The sequence below is a fragment of the Agarivorans sp. genome, assembly GCF_050295395.1.
Taxonomy (GTDB): Bacteria; Pseudomonadota; Gammaproteobacteria; order Enterobacterales; family Celerinatantimonadaceae; genus Agarivorans.
This window is the reverse complement of record NZ_JBNKPP010000080.1, coordinates 29950-47745: the sequence shown is the minus strand read 5'-3', so window position 1 is coordinate 47745 and position 17796 is coordinate 29950. Positions and strand designations below refer to the sequence as shown.

General features: G+C 45.6%; 16 protein-coding genes. 9 read left to right on the top strand and 7 right to left on the bottom strand.

Annotated features, from left to right (window positions below; translation table 11 throughout):
- Positions 1-1599, bottom strand: a 1599-nt coding sequence (gene tkt / locus ACQY6Q_RS04775; RefSeq protein WP_427978485.1) for a transketolase, incomplete at its 3' end; no start/stop codon positions are given.
- A gap of 627 nt (positions 1600-2226) precedes the next feature.
- Between tkt and clcA the strand changes: the two genes are divergently transcribed.
- The 7 genes from clcA (at position 2227) to ruvX (ending at position 8341) form a co-directional block, all read left to right on the top strand.
- Complete coding sequence (clcA, locus tag ACQY6Q_RS04770; protein ID WP_427978483.1) at positions 2227-3630, top strand: H(+)/Cl(-) exchange transporter ClcA; 1404 nt, start codon at positions 2227-2229, stop codon at positions 3628-3630.
- Positions 3631-3782: 152 nt separating this feature from the next.
- Positions 3783-4934 carry a methionine adenosyltransferase gene (gene metK, locus ACQY6Q_RS04765; protein ID WP_427978481.1) on the top strand — a complete coding sequence of 384 codons (1152 nt, stop codon included), beginning with the start codon at positions 3783-3785 and terminating at the stop codon, positions 4932-4934.
- 80 nt (positions 4935-5014) lie between these two features.
- The gene (locus ACQY6Q_RS04760) at positions 5015-5488 is read left to right on the top strand and encodes a SprT family zinc-dependent metalloprotease (protein ID WP_427978478.1); all 474 of its coding nucleotides are present in this window, start codon (positions 5015-5017) and stop codon (positions 5486-5488) included.
- A gap of 139 nt (positions 5489-5627) precedes the next feature.
- Positions 5628-6359: a 16S rRNA (uracil(1498)-N(3))-methyltransferase gene (rsmE, locus tag ACQY6Q_RS04755; protein WP_427978476.1), complete on the top strand. Its 732-nt coding sequence runs from the start codon at positions 5628-5630 to the stop codon at positions 6357-6359.
- On the top strand, positions 6360-7319 hold the full coding sequence (gshB, locus tag ACQY6Q_RS04750; RefSeq protein ID WP_427978474.1) for a glutathione synthase: 960 nt from the start codon (positions 6360-6362) through the stop codon (positions 7317-7319).
- A 27-nt stretch (positions 7320-7346) separates the two neighbouring features.
- Positions 7347-7910 carry a YqgE/AlgH family protein gene (locus tag ACQY6Q_RS04745; protein ID WP_427978493.1) on the top strand — a complete coding sequence of 188 codons (564 nt, stop codon included), beginning with the start codon at positions 7347-7349 and terminating at the stop codon, positions 7908-7910.
- The gene (gene ruvX, locus ACQY6Q_RS04740) at positions 7910-8341 is read left to right on the top strand and encodes a Holliday junction resolvase RuvX (protein WP_427978472.1); all 432 of its coding nucleotides are present in this window, start codon (positions 7910-7912) and stop codon (positions 8339-8341) included. Before ACQY6Q_RS04745 ends, ruvX begins: the two co-directional genes overlap by 1 nt.
- A 60-nt stretch (positions 8342-8401) precedes the next feature.
- Here the strand turns inward: ruvX and ACQY6Q_RS04735 are convergent, their stop codons facing one another.
- Positions 8402-9814: an alanine/glycine:cation symporter family protein gene (locus ACQY6Q_RS04735; RefSeq protein ID WP_427978470.1), complete on the bottom strand. Its 1413-nt coding sequence runs from the start codon at positions 9812-9814 to the stop codon at positions 8402-8404.
- Positions 9815-10122: 308 nt separating this feature from the next.
- Here ACQY6Q_RS04735 and ACQY6Q_RS04730 point away from each other — a divergent pair, with 308 nt between their 5' ends.
- Positions 10123-10290: a DUF3545 family protein gene (locus ACQY6Q_RS04730; RefSeq protein ID WP_427978468.1), complete on the top strand. Its 168-nt coding sequence runs from the start codon at positions 10123-10125 to the stop codon at positions 10288-10290.
- A 45-nt stretch (positions 10291-10335) separates the two neighbouring features.
- Here ACQY6Q_RS04730 and ACQY6Q_RS04725 read toward each other — a convergent pair whose 3' ends face one another.
- Positions 10336-10890 carry a hemerythrin domain-containing protein gene (locus ACQY6Q_RS04725; RefSeq protein ID WP_427978466.1) on the bottom strand — a complete coding sequence of 185 codons (555 nt, stop codon included), beginning with the start codon at positions 10888-10890 and terminating at the stop codon, positions 10336-10338.
- A 414-nt stretch (positions 10891-11304) separates the two neighbouring features.
- Between ACQY6Q_RS04725 and grcA the strand changes: the two genes are divergently transcribed.
- A complete protein-coding gene (gene grcA, locus ACQY6Q_RS04720) occupies positions 11305-11697 on the top strand; it encodes an autonomous glycyl radical cofactor GrcA (protein ID WP_427978464.1) in 393 nt (130 codons plus the stop codon).
- A 56-nt stretch (positions 11698-11753) separates the two neighbouring features.
- On the opposite strand, the gene tesB is transcribed toward grcA, so the two are convergent.
- The 4 genes from tesB to thrA all read right to left on the bottom strand — a co-directional run bounded on the left by tesB (position 11754) and on the right by thrA (position 17547).
- Positions 11754-12620 (bottom strand): acyl-CoA thioesterase II, encoded by an 867-nt coding sequence (tesB, locus tag ACQY6Q_RS04715; protein WP_427978462.1) that lies wholly within the window; start codon positions 12618-12620, stop codon positions 11754-11756.
- Positions 12621-12831: 211 nt separating this feature from the next.
- Entirely contained in the window at positions 12832-14109 is a 1278-nt protein-coding gene (gene thrC, locus ACQY6Q_RS04710; protein WP_427978459.1) for a threonine synthase, read from the bottom strand.
- On the bottom strand, positions 14106-15074 hold the full coding sequence (gene thrB / locus ACQY6Q_RS04705) for a homoserine kinase (protein ID WP_427978456.1): 969 nt from the start codon (positions 15072-15074) through the stop codon (positions 14106-14108). The genes thrC and thrB overlap by 4 nt, the downstream gene beginning before the upstream one ends.
- Position 15075: 1 nt before the next feature.
- The gene (thrA, locus tag ACQY6Q_RS04700; protein WP_427978453.1) at positions 15076-17547 is read right to left on the bottom strand and encodes a bifunctional aspartate kinase/homoserine dehydrogenase I; all 2472 of its coding nucleotides are present in this window, start codon (positions 17545-17547) and stop codon (positions 15076-15078) included.
- Positions 17548-17796: the final 249 nt, after the last annotated feature.

The window sequence follows — 17796 nt, the reverse complement described above, 5'->3', positions numbered from 1 at the left end:
CTGCTGAGCATCACGCGCTTGAGGAGCCAAACCTTGGCGCGAGAAAATCAACGACGTAGGGCCTTCAGTACTTTCTACCGCATGACGCCACGCAACCGCAGATTCTACAGAGTCACAAGGGCGCCAAGTGCTCATGTTCGGCGTCATACGCAAGCTAGCAATTTGTTCTACAGCTTGGTGAGTTGGACCGTCTTCACCCAAACCAATAGAGTCGTGAGTGTAAACAAAAATAGCGGGCTGCTTCATTAAAGCGGCCATACGTAGTGCGTTACGGGCATACTCCATAAACATTAAGAACGTCGCGCCATAAGGCTTAAAGCCACCATGTAGCGTGATACCGTTCATAATCGCCGACATACCAAACTCACGTACGCCGTAATGCAGGTAGTTACCTGAAGCATCTTCGGCGCTTACCGCAGTAGAACCAGACCACATAGTAAGGTTAGATGGCGCTAAGTCGGCGCTACCGCCCAATAGTTCTGGTAGTTTAGGGCCAAACGCTTCTAAGGTTTTTTGCGAAGACTGGCGAGTCGCAATCTTAGCTTGGCTTTGTTGCAATTCGCTAATGTAGTTATCAGCAAACTCTTGCCAATCGCTAGGTAGTTGACCTTCAACACGACGCTTAAACTCAGCCGCTAACTCAGGGTGGGCAGCTTCATAACCAGCAAACAATTGATTCCATTGAGATTGAGATTTTTCACCATTCGGTTTGGCATCCCAAGCTTGATACACATCTTGAGGAATTTCAAAGGCGGCATGAGGCCAGTTTAAGAACTCGCGAGCCGCAGCAATTTCGTCCGCGCCTAGTGGAGCACCGTGACAGTCGTGAGAGCCTGACTTATTAGGTGAACCAAAACCAATAATGGTTTTACAGCAAATTAAGCTAGGTTTTGTGGTTTCAGCTTTAGCCGCCTTAATCGCTGCAGCAATCGCCTCACTGTCGTGGCCGTCTACACCGGCAATAACATGCCAGCCGTAAGCTTCAAAACGTTTTACCGTATCATCGGTAAACCAACCTTCAACTTCACCATCAATTGAGATGCCGTTGTCATCCCAGAACGCCACTAACTTACCAAGACCTTGGGTACCGGCAAAAGAACAGGCTTCGTGAGAAATGCCTTCCATCAAACAACCGTCGCCCATGAACGCGTAGGTGTAATGATCCACCACAGGGAAGCCTTCGCGGTTAAACTGAGCCGCTAAAATTTTCTCTGCTAAAGCCATACCTACTGCGTTGGTAATACCCTGTCCTAAAGGTCCGGTGGTGGTTTCTACGCCAGGGGCGTAACCATATTCAGGATGGCCAGGAGTTTTAGAATGCAATTGGCGGAAGTTTTTTAGCTCTTCAATAGGAAGCTGATATCCAGAAAGGTGCAACAAAGAATAAAGCAACATGGAGCCATGGCCATTAGACAAAATGAAACGGTCACGGTCTGCCCAATTTGGGTCATTGGGGTTATGCTTTAAAAAGTCACGCCATAACACTTCAGCAATATCCGCCATTCCCATAGGCGCTCCTGGGTGGCCAGAATTAGCCTGTTGAACGGCGTCCATGCTTAATGCGCGAATCGCATTAGCCAGCTCTTGACGAGAAGACATGTGTTGCTCCTGAATAATCGTTGTTGAAGGGGGTCTAAAAATAATCGGCACATTGTCACAAAGAGAGGACTAAAACTGCAACCCATTCTTGAGGCTTTTTCACAGAAAAGCTAAAAAAACAATGAAAATGACCAAATCAGCCTGCTTAATTTCAACAGTTACCCTTTCAATGGAAGATATGCTGGCATAAATCTGCATATGAGCGAGGCAGATGAAACAAGTTAGCATATTCAGCTAAATGGGAACCCATATAGCAAATAATCATCTAAGTACATCTTTATCAAATGAATTAATTGACAGTGATCACATTTCTTTGATTACAATCATGTGTGCCGAATTTAAAATTCCGTACCCTATTTAGACCTCTTAGCTAGGTGTAAAAGGAGCGATACCAGTACTCGCAACTAAAGGATTAGCTTAATATCGGTAAGCCAAAGGCAAACAACTTACCAGCCCTTAGCTCAGCTATTCTTTTCCTTGCTGGTTCACGCACTATCCAGCTCCTCGCATAGTGAATAAACCACAACCTTGCTGTGGTCAGGGGACACAAGAGAAGATGAGTAGCACGCCAACTCATCAACAATCGAACATCGAATGCGCTAAAAATATTAAGGTTTTAAAGAATAAATGCCTAAATCACCCAATTTTCGCTTTTTTCAAGGTGGATTACTGAAACACCGCGCTACACCACTGTTTTATACCACTCGCTATGACTACATGATTCTAATTGGGCTATCAGGGATTATTGGCGGCGTAGTCGGCTTGGTTATTTCTTTATTTGAGCAAGCGATTCAAGTTATTGGTGCATTTCGATTAGATTTATTTAGTGGTAGTGAGCTCAGTCCAGCCCTAGTGGTACTTGGTGCCGCCTTGGTGGGTGCAGCTATGACCGCTTTTGGTTTCTGGCTCACCGCCCGTTTTGCTCCAGAAGCCTCGGGCAGTGGTATTCCGCACTTAGAAGGCGCTTTGGATGGCTTGCACACCATTCGCTGGCGAAGAGTACTGCCGATTAAATTCATTGCCGGTGCATTCACCATTAGCTCAGGCATGATCTTGGGCCGTGAAGGACCCTCAATACAAATTGGCGGCTCTGTGGGCCATATGTTTGCCGGCAGCGCTAAACGTTACCAACATGCTACTCATATTCTTACCGCTTCGGGCGCCGCCGCAGGCTTAGCCGCCGCATTTAATGCTCCCTTAGCCGGAATACTGTTTGTTATTGAGGAAATGCGCCCCCAGTTTCGTTACAACATTACCTCATTTAAATGCGTCACCGTTGCCAGTGCCGTGGCGACCATCGTAATGCGAACCTTGCATGGCCAAGAAGCAGTGATGGATGTTCCCCACTTCGATGTTCCCTCTTTAGTCTCTTTAAGTTTTTTCCTCTTCCTAGGAATTATCTTTGGCATCGTTGGGGTGTATTTCAATAAGTGGATTTTATATACCACTGATAAAGTCAGCCAGCTGCAAGCGAGCAAGGTAAGCCGGGTGGTCATCACCGGCGCGCTGTTTGGCGCAGTGTTCGCCCTGCTACAACAGTTCACCCCTTCACTTACTGGCGGCGGCATTGAATTAATTACCGAGCTATTTTTACACCCCACCACTTGGGGCATCTTACTACTTATTTTTGCCCTGCGTTTATTTGCCACCATCGCCTGTTTCGCTTCAGCAGCTCCTGGTGGCGTATTTGCGCCAATGTTGGCCTTAGGCACCTTATTGGGATTGGCCTATGGCAACTTCATGGCAATGTATTTTCCAGATTTAATTCCCCAACCCGGAATTTTCGCCATAGCAGGCATGGGGGCCTTATTTGCCGCAACGGTAAGGGCACCGGTAACGGGTATTATTTTGGTGGTAGAGATGACCGACAACTATCAACTTATTTTACCGCTGTTAGTCACCTGTATGGGCGCCACCTTGATTGCTCAGATCCTAAAAGGAAAACCGCTTTATTCTGAACTACTTAAGCAATCTCTAAGAAATAATCCTGAAATTAAACGGCAAGTCAACGAAGCCAAAGAAGAGAGCTGAGTGTTTCTCTGAGCAAATCCTCGCCTCCTCCGCAGTCAGAGCAAACACTCTGACTGTGTAAATAAATTTGAAAAAAAATAATTGCGAACTAAAATAGACGTCCAGATGGTAATACATCCATACGTATATAATTTAATTGACGAGATCGAAACATGGCTACTCATTTATTTACTTCAGAATCCGTTTCTGAAGGACATCCCGACAAAATTGCTGACCAAATTTCAGATGCAGTGCTGGACGCAATTTTAACGCAGGATCCCAAGGCCCGTGTAGCCTGTGAGACCTACGTCAAAACTGGCATGGTGATGGTGGGCGGAGAAATTACTACCTCTGCTTGGGTTGATATTGAAGAATTAGCGCGTAGCACCGTGCGCGAAATCGGTTATACCCATTCAGATATGGGTTTCGATGCCGACTCTTGTGCAGTACTTAACGTAGTGGGTAAGCAAAGCCCCGATATTAATCAAGGTGTTGACCGCTCTCGCCCTGAAGACCAAGGCGCTGGCGACCAAGGTTTAATGTTTGGTTATGCAACCAACGAAACTGAAGTATTAATGCCAGCCCCCATTACTTATTCTCACCTCTTGGTAAAACGCCAAGCCGAGGTACGTAAAAATGGTACTCTTGATTGGTTGCGCCCAGACGCAAAATCACAGGTTACCTTTGCCTACGAGAACGGCATAATTACCGGTGTAGACGCTGTAGTATTATCAACCCAACACTGTGACAGCATTTCAACCGCGGATTTACGTGAAGCGGTAATGGAAGAAATCATCAAACCGGTATTGCCAGAACAATGGCTAACCAAGAACACTCAGTTCCATATCAACCCAACTGGTCGCTTTGTGATTGGTGGACCAATGGGCGACTGTGGCCTAACCGGCAGAAAAATCATTGTAGATACCTACGGTGGTATGGCTCGTCACGGCGGCGGTGCCTTCTCTGGTAAAGATCCATCAAAAGTAGACCGCAGTGCGGCTTACGCTGGTCGTTACGTAGCCAAAAACATCGTTGCAGCGGGCCTAGCAGACCGCTGTGAAATCCAAGTGTCTTACGCGATTGGTGTAGCAGAGCCTACCTCAATTAGCATCGAAACTTTTGGCACCGGCAAATTGCCAGAAGACAAGTTGATCGCTCTAGTGCGCAAACACTTCGATCTTCGCCCTTATGGCATCCTTAAGATGCTGGATTTGGAACGACCCATTTATCAAGCCACTGCTGCCTATGGTCACTTCGGCCGTGAGGAATTCCCTTGGGAGAAAACCGATAAAGCAGAGCAACTTAAAAGTGATGCTGGCATCTAAGCCCTAAGCGCACCGATACAACCAAGCCGAAAGCGTATAGTTCCTTTCGGCTTTTTATTTTCCAAGCAGCAGGTCGGCTAATGCAGCAACTCCAGCAAACAGTAGAACAATGTTTCGTGCTGGCAGAACAGTATTACCAGCGGCCTTTTGCCCGTCCTCAGGTCATACTCTCTCAACGCATTAGTAAAGTAGCCGGCAGTGCCAACCTCAGCCAATGGCGCTTGCGCTTTAATGCTCACTTTTATGCGCAAGATTGTGAAGATTTTTTACGCCATACCGTGCCCCATGAAGTGGCGCATTTAATCTGTCATGCACTCTACGGCCGAGTTAAACCTCACGGCAAAGAATGGCAAAGCATTATGCTTAAGGTCTTCAATTGCCCTCCACAAACCACTCATCACTATTCCCTTTCTGAAATGCCGATAAAAAGCTTTAGTTATCGCTGTGCCTGTCAGCAACACCAGCTTGGCGTGCGTCGTCATAACAAGGTACTAAAGGGAACTCAGTATTGCTGTAAACGATGTCGAGAAATACTGGTTTTCAATCAAAACTAGTAGGCTTTTAGCACCGATATAAACAATATCGTTGACCGCCTTGGCTGGCCAAACGCTAGGAATACGAAGATAATAGGTTTATTCTTTGCCTGTCTATTTGACCGCTCTTACAGTCTCACAATGGAGTCGACTTTCCGCCATGCGAATTCCCCGTATTTATCACTCTCAAGCGTTGTCACACCAGCAAGTCGTCGAACTAGAAGCCGATGCAGCCAACCACGTTGGTCGAGTTCTTAGAATGGAGGTGGGCCAAGCACTGGAGCTGTTTAACAGTGATGGCAACAATTATGCGGCTACTATTGAGCAAGCCAATAAAAAACAAGTAACGGTAAAAATTACTGCCGTGACCGATAATCCCAGTGAGTCGCCGTTGCGTATTCACCTTGGCCAAGTCATCTCACGAGGTGACCGCATGGAATTTACCATTCAAAAGTCAGTAGAACTGGGGGTGAATAAAATCACCCCTCTCACCAGTGAGCGCTGCGGGGTGAAATTAAACCAAGAGCGTTTTGAAAAGAAGCGCCAACAGTGGCAAAAAATTGCGATAGCCGCCTGTGAACAATCTGGTCGCAGCGTAGTACCAGAAATCGCGCCCCTGCAAAGCTTAGAACAATGGGCCAGTGAAAACAGCGAAGCCTTAAAGTTGAATTTGCATCCAAAGGCCCCATATAGCATTAAGACCCTGCCAACACCGCAACATGGTGTTCGGCTATTAATTGGACCCGAAGGTGGTTTGAGCGACCAAGAAATTGATTTATGTAATCAGCATCAATTTCAAGAAACGCTATTAGGCCCCCGCGTATTACGCACCGAAACCGCCGCATTAACGGCTATCGCCGCGTTGCAATGTCAATTTGGAGACTTAGCTTAAATGAGTATAAAACTTGGTATCGTGATGGATCCCATCGCCAATATTAACATCAAAAAAGACTCAAGCTTCGCGATGTTGCTTGAAGCTCAACGACGCGGCTATGAGCTCTACTACATGGAAATGCAGGATCTGTACTTAGATGGGGGCAGAGCCGCGGCCAATATGCGCCCATTAAGCGTACAACACGATGCCCAAAGCTGGTACCAACTCGGTGACACTGTCGACCAAAGCCTCAGTGAACTAGACGTTATTCTCATGCGTAAAGATCCGCCCTTTGACACCGAATTCATCTACGCCACCTATATGTTAGAGCGGGCTGAAGCCGAAGGTTGCTTAATCATTAATAAGCCGCAGAGCCTGCGTGATGCTAACGAAAAACTATTCACCGCGTGGTTTTCAGAGTTCACCCCCACCACCTTAGTAAGCCGGGACATGAAGCGTTTAAAAGCCTTCCACCAGCAGCACCAAGACGTGATCATGAAGCCCCTCGATGGCATGGGTGGCGCGTCGATTTTCCGCTTAAAACAAGACGACCCTAACGTTGGTGTGGTGTTAGAAACGCTGAGCAAGCACGGTCAAGAATACTGCATGGCGCAAAAATTCATCCCCGAAATTGTTGACGGTGATAAGCGAATTCTGATTGTAGATGGCGAACCAATGCCTTACTGCTTAGCGCGTATTCCCTCGCAAGGTGAAACCCGAGGTAATTTAGCGGCAGGTGGCCGTGGAGTGGCACAGCCGCTATCCGATAGTGACTGGCATATTGCTCGTGCAATAGGGCCGGTACTAAAGGAAAAAGGCTTAGTATTTGTGGGCTTAGATGTGATTGGTGACAAAGTTACTGAGATTAATGTCACCAGCCCTACCTGTATCAAAGAAATTGAAGCGGCTTTTGATATTTCAATTACCGGCAAATTAATGGACGCAATTGAAGCTAGACTAAAAGCAACGGCTGTTTAATAAGTAAGAAGGGTTATTTTGGACGCAATCAATACTTTGCAAAATCAGTTTTTAATCGCCATGCCCAGCTTGAACGACCCTTTCTTCAAGCGCTCGGTGGTTTATCTTTGCGAGCATAATGAAGACGGCGCCATGGGCTTGGTTATTAACGTGCCGGTAGACCTGTCTGTTGAATCCTTACTTCAACAAGTTGAGCTAAACGAAGATAGTGAAATGATCCGGGAAAATCTCAATCGCCCGGTTTATCAAGGTGGTCCTGTGGCACAAGAACGCGGCTTTGTTCTGCATTCACCAATGAAAGGCTTTAATAGCAGCCTGCGAGTGAGTGAGGAGTTAATGGTAACCACCTCTAAAGATGTATTGGATACCTTAGGCACCGACGCCCAACCTCACGATTATATTGTCACTTTGGGCTATGCGAGCTGGGAAGCCGGCCAATTAGAACAAGAAATTGCCGATAACTCTTGGCTTACCCTACCGGCTAGCACCGAGATTATCTTTGATACGCCCAGCCATAAACGCTGGGAAGCGGCAGCCAAAAGCTTGGGCATAGATATCTGGCAACTGTCTAGCGAAGTAGGTCACGCCTGATGCCGCGTCAAGGAGAGCGCTCTGCGCTGGCTTTCGATTTCGGCACTAAAAGCATTGGGGTTGCTATTGGCCAAGAGCTCACCGCCAGCGCCAGGCCCTTGGCAGCAATCAAAGCTCAAGATGGCGTCCCTCAATGGCAGCTTATTGAAACGCTACTACAACAATGGCAACCCGACTTACTGATCATTGGCTTACCTCTAAATATGGATGGTAGCGAGCAGGAGCTGACGCAACGGGCCAAAAAGTTCGCCAATCGTCTGCATGGACGTTTTGGTTACCCCATAGTCATGCAAGATGAGCGTCTAACTACCGTTGATGCCAAAGAAAAACTATTTGAGCTAGGCGGCTATAAAGCGCTTGAAAAGGGCGCTGTTGATAGCCTAGCAGCCGCGCTAATTTTTGAAAGCTGGTGTGCAGAACAGAGCCTATAGATAGTAGAAAATAAAAGGCCTCGATAAATTCGAGGCCTTTTTGTATTTAAGCTAAAATAACTATTTCTGCCTAGAGCCTGACCAAATCTCGGTATCAATCTGTGATTTTAATTCAGGGTAATCATCGCTGTTAAAGGTGGGCACTTTACCCGCTTCCAGCTGACGATTGTAATCAAGCGCTAACTTAACCACCACGCCAGACAGCATCAAAATAGCCACAAGATTTACCAAAGCCATTAAGCCCATCGATACATCGGCCAAATTCCAGATGATGTCGATTTTCACTACCGCTCCAAACATCACCATAGCCAACACTAAGATGCGGAAAATCCACAAACCCGCCTTATGATTATGCTCAAGGAAAATCAAGTTGGTCTCGGCGTAAGAATAGTTACCTACGATGGAAGTGAAAGCAAAAAAGATAATCGCCACACCCACAAAATAACTGCCCCATGCCCCAACTTGGCCACTTAAGGCCTGTTGTGTCAAAGCAATGCCATCACCGCTTAAATTGGCATCATGACTGAGCAAAATAATCGCTGCCGTAGCAGTACAGATCACAATGGTATCAACAAATACCCCCAGCATCTGCACATACCCCTGAGAAGCGGGATGAACAGGATAAGGGCTTGCGGTAGCCGCCGCATTAGGCGCACTACCCATACCTGCTTCATTAGAAAACAGACCGCGCTTGATGCCGTTCATCATGGCGGCGCCTAAGGCACCCGCGCCCGCTTCTTCAAAGCCAAAAGCGGAACGGAAAATCAAACCAAATACTTCTGGCATGTGCTGAATATTCATCAACACCACCGCAATAGCCACTAATACATAAGCCAAGGCCATTACCGGTACCACCAGCTCGGCAAATCGAGCAATACTGCGAATACCACCGAAAATAATCAATGCCGCGGCAGCTGCCAATACCGCTCCTACCAACACCTTGTTAAAGCCAAATGCTTCATGCATCGCTGAAGCGATAGAATTAGCTTGAACCGCGTTAAAAACCAAACCAAAGGCAATGATCAAACAAATAGCGAAGATAACGCCCATCCAGCGCTTACCTAAGCCCTTTTCCATATAATAAGAAGGACCACCGCGGAAGTTGCCGTCGTCATCTTTCACTTTATATAATTGCGCCAAGCTGCTTTCGGCAAAGCTGGTCGCCATGCCCAACACGGCAATCAACCACATCCAGAAGACCGCACCTGGGCCACCTAACGTTACGGCTACCGCAACCCCCGCAAGGTTTCCCGTGCCCACTCTAGCCGCTAAGCTGGTGCACAAAGCTTGAAAAGAAGAAATGCCACTAGCATCGCCCTTACGGCTAGACTTCATGACTGAAAACATATGACCAAAGTGACGCACCTGAATAAAGCGAGTACGTAAGGTGAAAAGGATGCCGGTTCCCAATAGCAGATAGATCAGCAGGTTGCCCCAAAGCACACCATTTAACCAGTTTACAATTTCATTCATAGTGCTGTTTTACCCTATATCTATGGTTATTCGAAAACCCAATTTTTAATCTTAATTTGAGCGGAGTTTAGGTGTCACCCCATTAGCATGCTTTGATATATAACAAAAACAATATAAAAAATTATATACAAATAAATAATAAGAATAAATAACCAATAAAAAACCAAAGACGAAACATTTCTAATGACAAAATATCGAAAAAATCACTGTAAAAGCTCGCTGTTGGTAACCTTTTTGCAACAATAGTATTTTACTTTCTATAAACGTGTGGTACTTATTAAATTGCAACAACATACAAGGAGATAACCATGGATAGGCTGGACTTGGATACTGTTGAAACCAACAAATCTTCTCGCGGTTCTAATAAGAAACGCAAATGGCGTGAAATAGAAGCAATTAAGGACAAAATACGCTTACAAAAAGAGCTACAGTCAATCGACTACAGCTTTGATTTACAATCAGAATTCGAATATTAAAAAAAACCCGGTGAAAGCCGGGTTTTTTAATTCAACGTCTAATGCCTAATCGTCAAGCGGCTCGGATAGTTTGATTCGTTCAGAAAGCGCTTGATATTGCTCTTGTACTCGATGACCAAACAAGGGGTCTTCATAGTTACCGTGCTGCCAGCTTTGTTCTATAGCTCGCCAATCATCCTCGGTTAAATGACGTTTCAAAGCGGGGAACACCACGTCTTCTTCATAGTTAAGATGATCCCATTGAGCCTTAATAAAAGCTTCTAACTTGTCACTAAACTGGTCCAAAGGTACTACTGCATCTAACAGAATAATATCGAGAATATCACTCAGTTCATCAGTCATTTCCAACAAGCGTTGGTGCTGCTGCTTGAGTTGATCAGACAAGTCGTCCTCTACTACACGATACTTGACATAGTAGTCATAAATTAAATCTTCTTTAGGATGATGAAAGCGGTCAGCATACTCTTGCATATAACTAATAATGTGGGCAATTAATTTGTACTTCACCGCTTTCTCATTGCGAATATGAGCCAACTTCTGCTCTAAAACCTTAAGCAATTTAGCGATATTTTTATGATCTTCTTGAAGACTTTGTAACATTGCTTCTCCTTGGCTATTCAGCACTTTTTAATCAGTATAAAGGACTCAAGCTCTTACTATTATTGCGCTAGATCGTTTATTAGACATATTTACTCTAGCCCCAGTTCACACTTTTTAGCTAAGCCAACAATCTCTAGTGCCAGTTTGATTGCTACAGCGTTCACATATAAAAAACAGATATTTGAATGATTTTTATAGATTTTAGTTCAATTCTTATTCAAGCACAGCCCCAAGGGCTAGCACAAGCCATATTGTGCCACCTTGCGGTTAAACAACAAAATAAACAATAAAATTCAAAAAAAACCCTTTTTTGATTAAGGTCAATTGTAGTATAGTTACACTTAGTGGCGACAATGATTCAATAAGTGGCTCAAGGCTCGCTATATTATGTAATAAAATTACAATTTTTAGCTAATGAGGTATGTTATGACCACAGGTATACAAATTACTAAAGCAGACAACGACGCACTATTGGGTTCTTTTTGGCTTCTAGATAATGAGCAAAACCAAGCTCGCTGTCTTTGTGTTAAAGATGAGCTTTATGCCGAAGATGAAGTAGTATCTATCGATACATTGGGCCAAATTGAGTACCGTGAAGTACCCCTTAAAGCTCAACCTATCGAAGAAGGCGGCCAGCACTTAAACGTAAACGTACTACGCCGTGAAACTCTTGAAGATGCCGTTAAGCATCCTGAAAAATACCCTCAGTTAACTATTCGTGTTTCTGGTTATGCAGTGCGCTTCAACTCGCTAACAACTGAGCAGCAACAAGACGTAATTACTCGTACTTTCACTGAATCTCTATAATCTTCAGTGCAATAAAAAAAGCATGCCTTGGCATGCTTTTTTAGTTTCTAAAGGGACTAACGAGGTGCTCTCTCGCGAATTAAGCCTTCTTGAATAGTCGACGCCACCAATTTTCCTTCTCGCGTAAAGAACTGTCCACGAACCAAACCTCTCCCCTGCGATGCTGAAGGGCTATCAATCACGTACAGCAACCAATCATCTAAGCGAAAATCATGATGGAACCACATGCTATGATCAATGGTGGCAGTTTGAATGTTTGGCTCGATAAATGAACGACCGTGAGGCAATAGAGCGGTAGGCAAAAAGTTAAAGTCTGAAGAGTAAGCCAGCAAGTAACGGTGTACTCGAGCATCATCTGGCATTTGTCCGTTTGCCTTAAACCAAACACAACGTTTGGCAGGAGCAACCTCTGGCTGCAGTGGGTTAATAAACTCAACTGGACGCATTTCTAAGGGTTTATCGCTTATAAACTTATCGCGCACGGCATCGGGTAATAACTCGCGTAATTGAAACGCGTACTCTTGCTCAGACTGAAGCTCTTCAGGTGGTGGAACATCGGGCATTTCATCTTGATGCTCAAAACCAGGAGCAGGTTCTTGAAATGACGCGGTCATATAGAAGATGGGTTTACCAAACTGAATCGCCTTCACCCGGCGGGTAGAGACCGTTTTACCGTCACGAATGCTTTCAATATCATAAACAATACGATGGTCAGTATCACCGGGGCGTAGAAAGTAAGAATGAAAGGAGTGCACTTGCCGATTTTCACTCACCGTCTCCTTCGCCGCTGATAAAGCTTGCCCCATCACTTGTCCTCCAAATACTGAGCCGAAACCCAAATCTTGGCTGTGACCACGGAACAAGCCTTCTTCAATACGCTCTAAGCTAAGTAGCTCGAGCAGATCTTTTAATACTTTACTCATAATGACTATTTTGATTGCATGCCAATCAACCCAATATGCGTGACTTCACCACAAAGGTCAACTTAAGCTCAGCCAAGCCCTTTGCGAAGAGAGCCCTTGCTAACAAGGTGATACTCGCCGATTTGCTAGCATTAGCATATCGATTGATGGCATAAGATTTAAAACAAAACAGCGCCTAAGGGCGCTGTTATAAATAACACAATAGCGAGTATTATAAGCTCATTAGCAGCTCGCGTAATTGAGCGAAATCAGCTGGCATTTCTTTAGATAACAAGGCCAAGTCGGCGCGGTCGGCCAGTTCTTTAGGTAATTCAATCTGACGCTGTAAGATCTCTTCCACACTTTCTTTAAACTTAGCCGGGTGAGCCGTACATAAGAACAAGCCTTGCTCGCCTTCGGCTAATTGCTCGGCTAGTTGTTGGTAGGCAATCGCCCCATGCGGCTCACACAAGTAACCTAGCCCATCCAAAGCTTTTACCGCTGCTGCGGTTTGCTTATCATCCATCACCCCTTTACCTAAATCAGATAAAGGCCAGCCTTGGGTTTTAAACAACTCTTCCACGCGCGGCCAGTTATTTGGCTGACTCACATCCATTGCATTAGATAAAGTGGCTTGAGTCGGTTTAGGCTGCCACTCTCCAGTCGCAAGATAACGCGGCACCGTATCGTTCACATTGGTGGCGGCTATGAAGCGCTTAATCGGTAAGCCCATCGCTTTGGCAATTAAACCCGCTGTAAGATTACCAAAATTACCAGAAGGCACGGCAACCACCAGCTGTTGACGCTGAGCCTTAGACATTTGAGCAGCAGCTTCGAAGTAATAACATACTTGCGCCACTAAACGGCTAATGTTGATGGAGTTAGCCGAGTTAAGGCCAATCGCTTGTTTCAACTCTTGATCATCAAAGGCTTGCTTAACCATGGCTTGGCAAGCATCAAAATCAGATTCCACCGCAACGGTGGTGATATTGCCGCCTAAAGTACAAAACAGTTTTTCCTGAAGTGGGCTGATTTTCCCCTTTGGATACAGCACCACCACATTGATGTTATCCATGCCATAGAAAGCATGTGCCACTGCTGCGCCAGTATCACCAGATGTGGCGGTAAGAATGGTAGTTTTATTTCCTTCAGAGAATTTGGCTAAACATTGCGCCATAAAACGGCCGCCAAAGTCTTTAAAGGCTAAGGTTGGGCCATGGAACAACTCTAAAGCACTAATTTGTTCGGTGACTTTCTCAACCGGTGCGCCAAAGGTAAAAGCTTGGCTCACCATGTCTAACAGCTCGGCTTCGGAAAGTTCATTATCCAACAACGCAGCTAGTAACTTGGCACAACGAGGATGAAAATCTAAATCCAATAGCGCATCAATGTCATCAAACTGCGGAATGTTGTCGGGAAAAAATAGACCCTGTTGTTTACCTAAACCCTGCTTAACCGCCTGAGTAAAACTAACCTGCTCTTCGTTGTGTTTTAAATTATATAAGTTCATAGTGACTGTCCTGTTACTCTGGTGCCTTGCTCGTCAATCTTACAAACATGGCAAAATCCGTCTTCATTTTGAATAAAGTGCTGCTCTAACCAAGCTTTAGTTCGCTCGGCTTGCTCTAGTACCGGGGTCACAATGTAGACCGTCGGTCCAGAACCAGAAATCCCACTGGCCAAGGCACCACTCTGCGCAGCATAACTACGCACCTGATCGAAACCAGGAATCAACTTAGCGCGGTACGGTTCGGCGATAACATTGTCTTTAAGCAGCGCCGCAGCCAGTTCTGGCTGTTGACTATAACTGGCGTGCACAAAGCCAGCCAAGTTACGTCCAAACTCTAAGGTATCTTGACGGCGGTACTGCGCCGGTAATATAGAACGAGCTTCAGCGGTAGAAATATTAATACCAGGATAGGCAACTACCCAATACCAGTCGTCAAAATGTGGAATCGCTTGACTAGTCACATTAGCTTCTTGCAGCATCAACTGCATGCCGCCAAGATAACATGGCGCGACATTATCATAATGCACACTACCGCTAATTTGCCCTTCTAACTCTCCCATCATCAATAACATTTGTTGCTTATCGAAAGGGAAATCGACAAAGGCATTCAAGCCTTCGAGTGCAGCGACCACTGAACAGGCACTGGAACCCATACCACTGCCAATCGGCAGGTTTTTTTCCAAGGTCATAAGCACATTAGGAAACGGCTTAGCCTGCTGCTCAAAATACTGCTTAGCAAAATAATGATAGCAATCGTATAGAATGTTTTTCTTAGGATCTGCCGGTAACTTATCAGCATAAGGGCCTACCGTTTCTATGCGCAGTGCATCACCTTCCACAGCGGCTTCAACCATTACTCGGTCGCCAAGTAGCTCACCACTTATCGGTGACAAGGCGGCCCCTAAACAATCAAATCCCACGCTAATATTCGCGGTAGAAGCTGGGGCATAAACAACAACGCTCATATTAAACCTCTTGAGTCCAATTCAGGGTTCGAAGTACATCGGCAAATACCCCTGCTGCCGTTACTGCAGTACCAGCACCGTAGCCACGTAATACCAAAGGAATCGGCTGATAATAGCGGCTATAAAATGCCAACGCATTTTCGCCATCTTTTACTCGATGTAAAGGATCGTCGGCCGACACAGCACATAAAGACACTTTACATACACCTTGGTCAATGCTGCCCAAATAACGCAACACTTTACCTTCAGCGGCCGCTTGCTGTTGCAAATTAACAAAGTAGTCATCGGCTTCAGGTAAACGCTGCATAAAGGCTTCAGTATCACCACTGGCATCGAAGTTAGGCGGCAAAGCCTGTTCAATTTCGATGTCTTCAATACTCAGCGGCAGCCCCGCTTCTCGGGCTAGGATTAGCAATTTACGCGCAACGTCCATGCCAGATAAGTCATCCCGAGGATCTGGCTCGGTAAAGCCATTTTCACGCGCGATTGTAGTAGCCTGAGAAAAACTCATGCCTTCATCTAACTTGCCAAAAATAAACGAAAGTGAACCCGATAAAATACCGTTGAAGCGCTCTAACTTGTCACCCGCTTTAAGCAGGTTTTGTAGGTTTTCAATTACCGGTAAACCTGCACCAACGTTAGTGTCGTAAAGGAATTTACGACGCATCGCCAATGCGGTTTTACGTAACTGTTGGTAGTATTCCATGCTAGAGGTATTGGCTTTCTTATTGGCTGTCACCACATGAAAACCTTTGGCTAAAAATTCTGCGTACTTAGCGGCAATATCATCATTACTGGTACAGTCAACAATCACCGGGTTAATCAGATGGTTTTGATCCACCAAATCCCCGACGTTGCTCAAACTAAATCCGCCGTTTTCAGTGCTATCTTGTAGTCGCTGCTGCCAACCGTCTAAGTCTAGACCTTTTGCATCTAGCAATAATTTACGGCTGTTTGCTACGCCACATACGCGAATACCAATTTGTTGTTCTTTAAGATGCTTTTGTTGAGCATGAATTTGCTCTAATAAGGCACCACCTACACCACCAGCACCAATCAGGAATAAATCAATGTAGTGCATGCTGTCGAAAAAGTTTTGATGACAAGCTCGGATCGCTTCATTCACTTTCTCTTGCGAAACCACAGCAGAAATTGAGCGCTCTGAAGACCCCTGAGCAATCGCCACAATATTAATGGCGACTTCGGCCAACGAAGTAAAGAAGCGAGCCGCAACGCCCTTACTACGGCGCATGCCATCACCCACTAGCGAAATAATCGCCAATTGGTTAATCGCCTCAATCGGCTCTAGTAATTGATTAGCCAACTCCAACTCAAATTCTTCATTTAGGGCATCGAGAGCGCGCGCTGCATCAATACTATGAATACAAAAACTGATGCTATATTCACAACTTGACTGAGTGATAAGGGTTACCGAGATCTTACGTCGAGAAATACTCTCGAAGATCCGCCCTGCCATTCCCACCATACCTTTCATACCGGGCCCCGATACAGTTAGCATGGTTAACTCAGATAAACTAGATAAAGCTTTAACGGGTAAATCATCTTGCGCAACACTTTGCTCACCAATTAAGGTGCCTTCACCCTGAGGGTTAAAAGTATTTTTGATCAAACAAGGAATATGGTATTGGGCAATCGGAGCGATGGTTTTTGGGTGCAACACCTTGGCACCAAAATAACTCAGCTCCATGGCTTCTGAATAACTCAGGCTGCGCAATAACCTAGCGTCTTCCACGATTCGAGGATCGCAGTTGTAAACACCATCTACGTCGGTCCAGATTTCACAACATTCGGCATCTAAACAAGCGGCTAATACCGCGGCACTGTAGTCGGAGCCATTACGCCCTAAGACCACTGTTTCACCGTGCTCATTACCGGCCGTAAAGCCAGGCATCAAGTAGATAATCCCCTGCTGTATGGTGGCTCGATTCAAGCGCTGTTTACTGGCCTGAATATCGACAACGGCTTCTAAATAGCCGCCCGAGTTAGCCACTAATTTCTGTTGCGGAACGATAATCTCTGAGTCTTGCCCACGAGCCGTTAGCAACATATTCATGCTATGGATGCTGAGTTTTTCACCTGTTGCCAATACTTTAGCGCGAATATTGTCAGGACATTGTCGCAGTAGCGCCACCCCTTTAAGTAACTGGCGCAGTTCACCTAATTCTTGATGCAGCATTAACTGCATTTGCTCTATGGCGAAATCTGGGTATTGTTTTTTCAACTGACTGAGCAGCTGTTGGAAGGTGCCGTCAATACGCTGAAGTTCGTCTTCTCCATCATTGCCATGGCTAACCTTATCAACCACCGCAACTAGGTCGTTGGTCACCCCAGCAGGAGCCGACAGCACTACCGCCATTTGCGACTGGTGTTGATTACTCAACACAATATCAGCCGCGCGATTAAAACGCTCAGCGTCAGCTAGCGATGAACCACCAAATTTTAAAACTCGCATTGTTCCTCCCAAAAAAAAACCCGTATCGAGTGTGATACGGGCTTTCTTCGATGTAGCGTACAACTACAACCAGCCCGACCCGCATGTGGTGGTGCGGGTAATCGTTCCGGTAATGGTGTAAGCGATACGTACTAACATCGTTATAAAAATAAATTCCTGTTTATGCTCATACCATAACCAGCTGACATTGATAGTCAAGCTTTATTTGTATACAGCAACTGAGGAAAACCAAGGATAAAAGTAAATAAC

Excerpts from the sequence above, each read along its gene's own strand:
- clcA (WP_427978483.1), top strand. The coding sequence starts at position 2,227 with ATGCCTAAATCACCCAATTTTCGCTTTTTTCAAGGTGGATTACTGAAA.
- metK (WP_427978481.1), top strand. The coding sequence starts at position 3,783 with ATGGCTACTCATTTATTTACTTCAGAATCCGTTTCTGAAGGACATCCC.
- ACQY6Q_RS04760 (WP_427978478.1), top strand. The coding sequence starts at position 5,015 with ATGCAGCAACTCCAGCAAACAGTAGAACAATGTTTCGTGCTGGCAGAA.
- rsmE (WP_427978476.1), top strand. The coding sequence starts at position 5,628 with ATGCGAATTCCCCGTATTTATCACTCTCAAGCGTTGTCACACCAGCAA.
- gshB (WP_427978474.1), top strand. The coding sequence starts at position 6,360 with ATGAGTATAAAACTTGGTATCGTGATGGATCCCATCGCCAATATTAAC.
- ruvX (WP_427978472.1), top strand. The coding sequence starts at position 7,910 with ATGCCGCGTCAAGGAGAGCGCTCTGCGCTGGCTTTCGATTTCGGCACT.
- ACQY6Q_RS04735 (WP_427978470.1), bottom strand. The coding sequence starts at position 9,814 with ATGAATGAAATTGTAAACTGGTTAAATGGTGTGCTTTGGGGCAACCTG.
- ACQY6Q_RS04730 (WP_427978468.1), top strand. The coding sequence starts at position 10,123 with ATGGATAGGCTGGACTTGGATACTGTTGAAACCAACAAATCTTCTCGC.
- ACQY6Q_RS04725 (WP_427978466.1), bottom strand. The coding sequence starts at position 10,890 with ATGTTACAAAGTCTTCAAGAAGATCATAAAAATATCGCTAAATTGCTT.
- grcA (WP_427978464.1), top strand. The coding sequence starts at position 11,305 with ATGAGGTATGTTATGACCACAGGTATACAAATTACTAAAGCAGACAAC.
- tesB (WP_427978462.1), bottom strand. The coding sequence starts at position 12,620 with ATGAGTAAAGTATTAAAAGATCTGCTCGAGCTACTTAGCTTAGAGCGT.
- thrC (WP_427978459.1), bottom strand. The coding sequence starts at position 14,109 with ATGAACTTATATAATTTAAAACACAACGAAGAGCAGGTTAGTTTTACT.
- thrB (WP_427978456.1), bottom strand. The coding sequence starts at position 15,074 with ATGAGCGTTGTTGTTTATGCCCCAGCTTCTACCGCGAATATTAGCGTG.
- thrA (WP_427978453.1), bottom strand. The coding sequence starts at position 17,547 with ATGCGAGTTTTAAAATTTGGTGGTTCATCGCTAGCTGACGCTGAGCGT.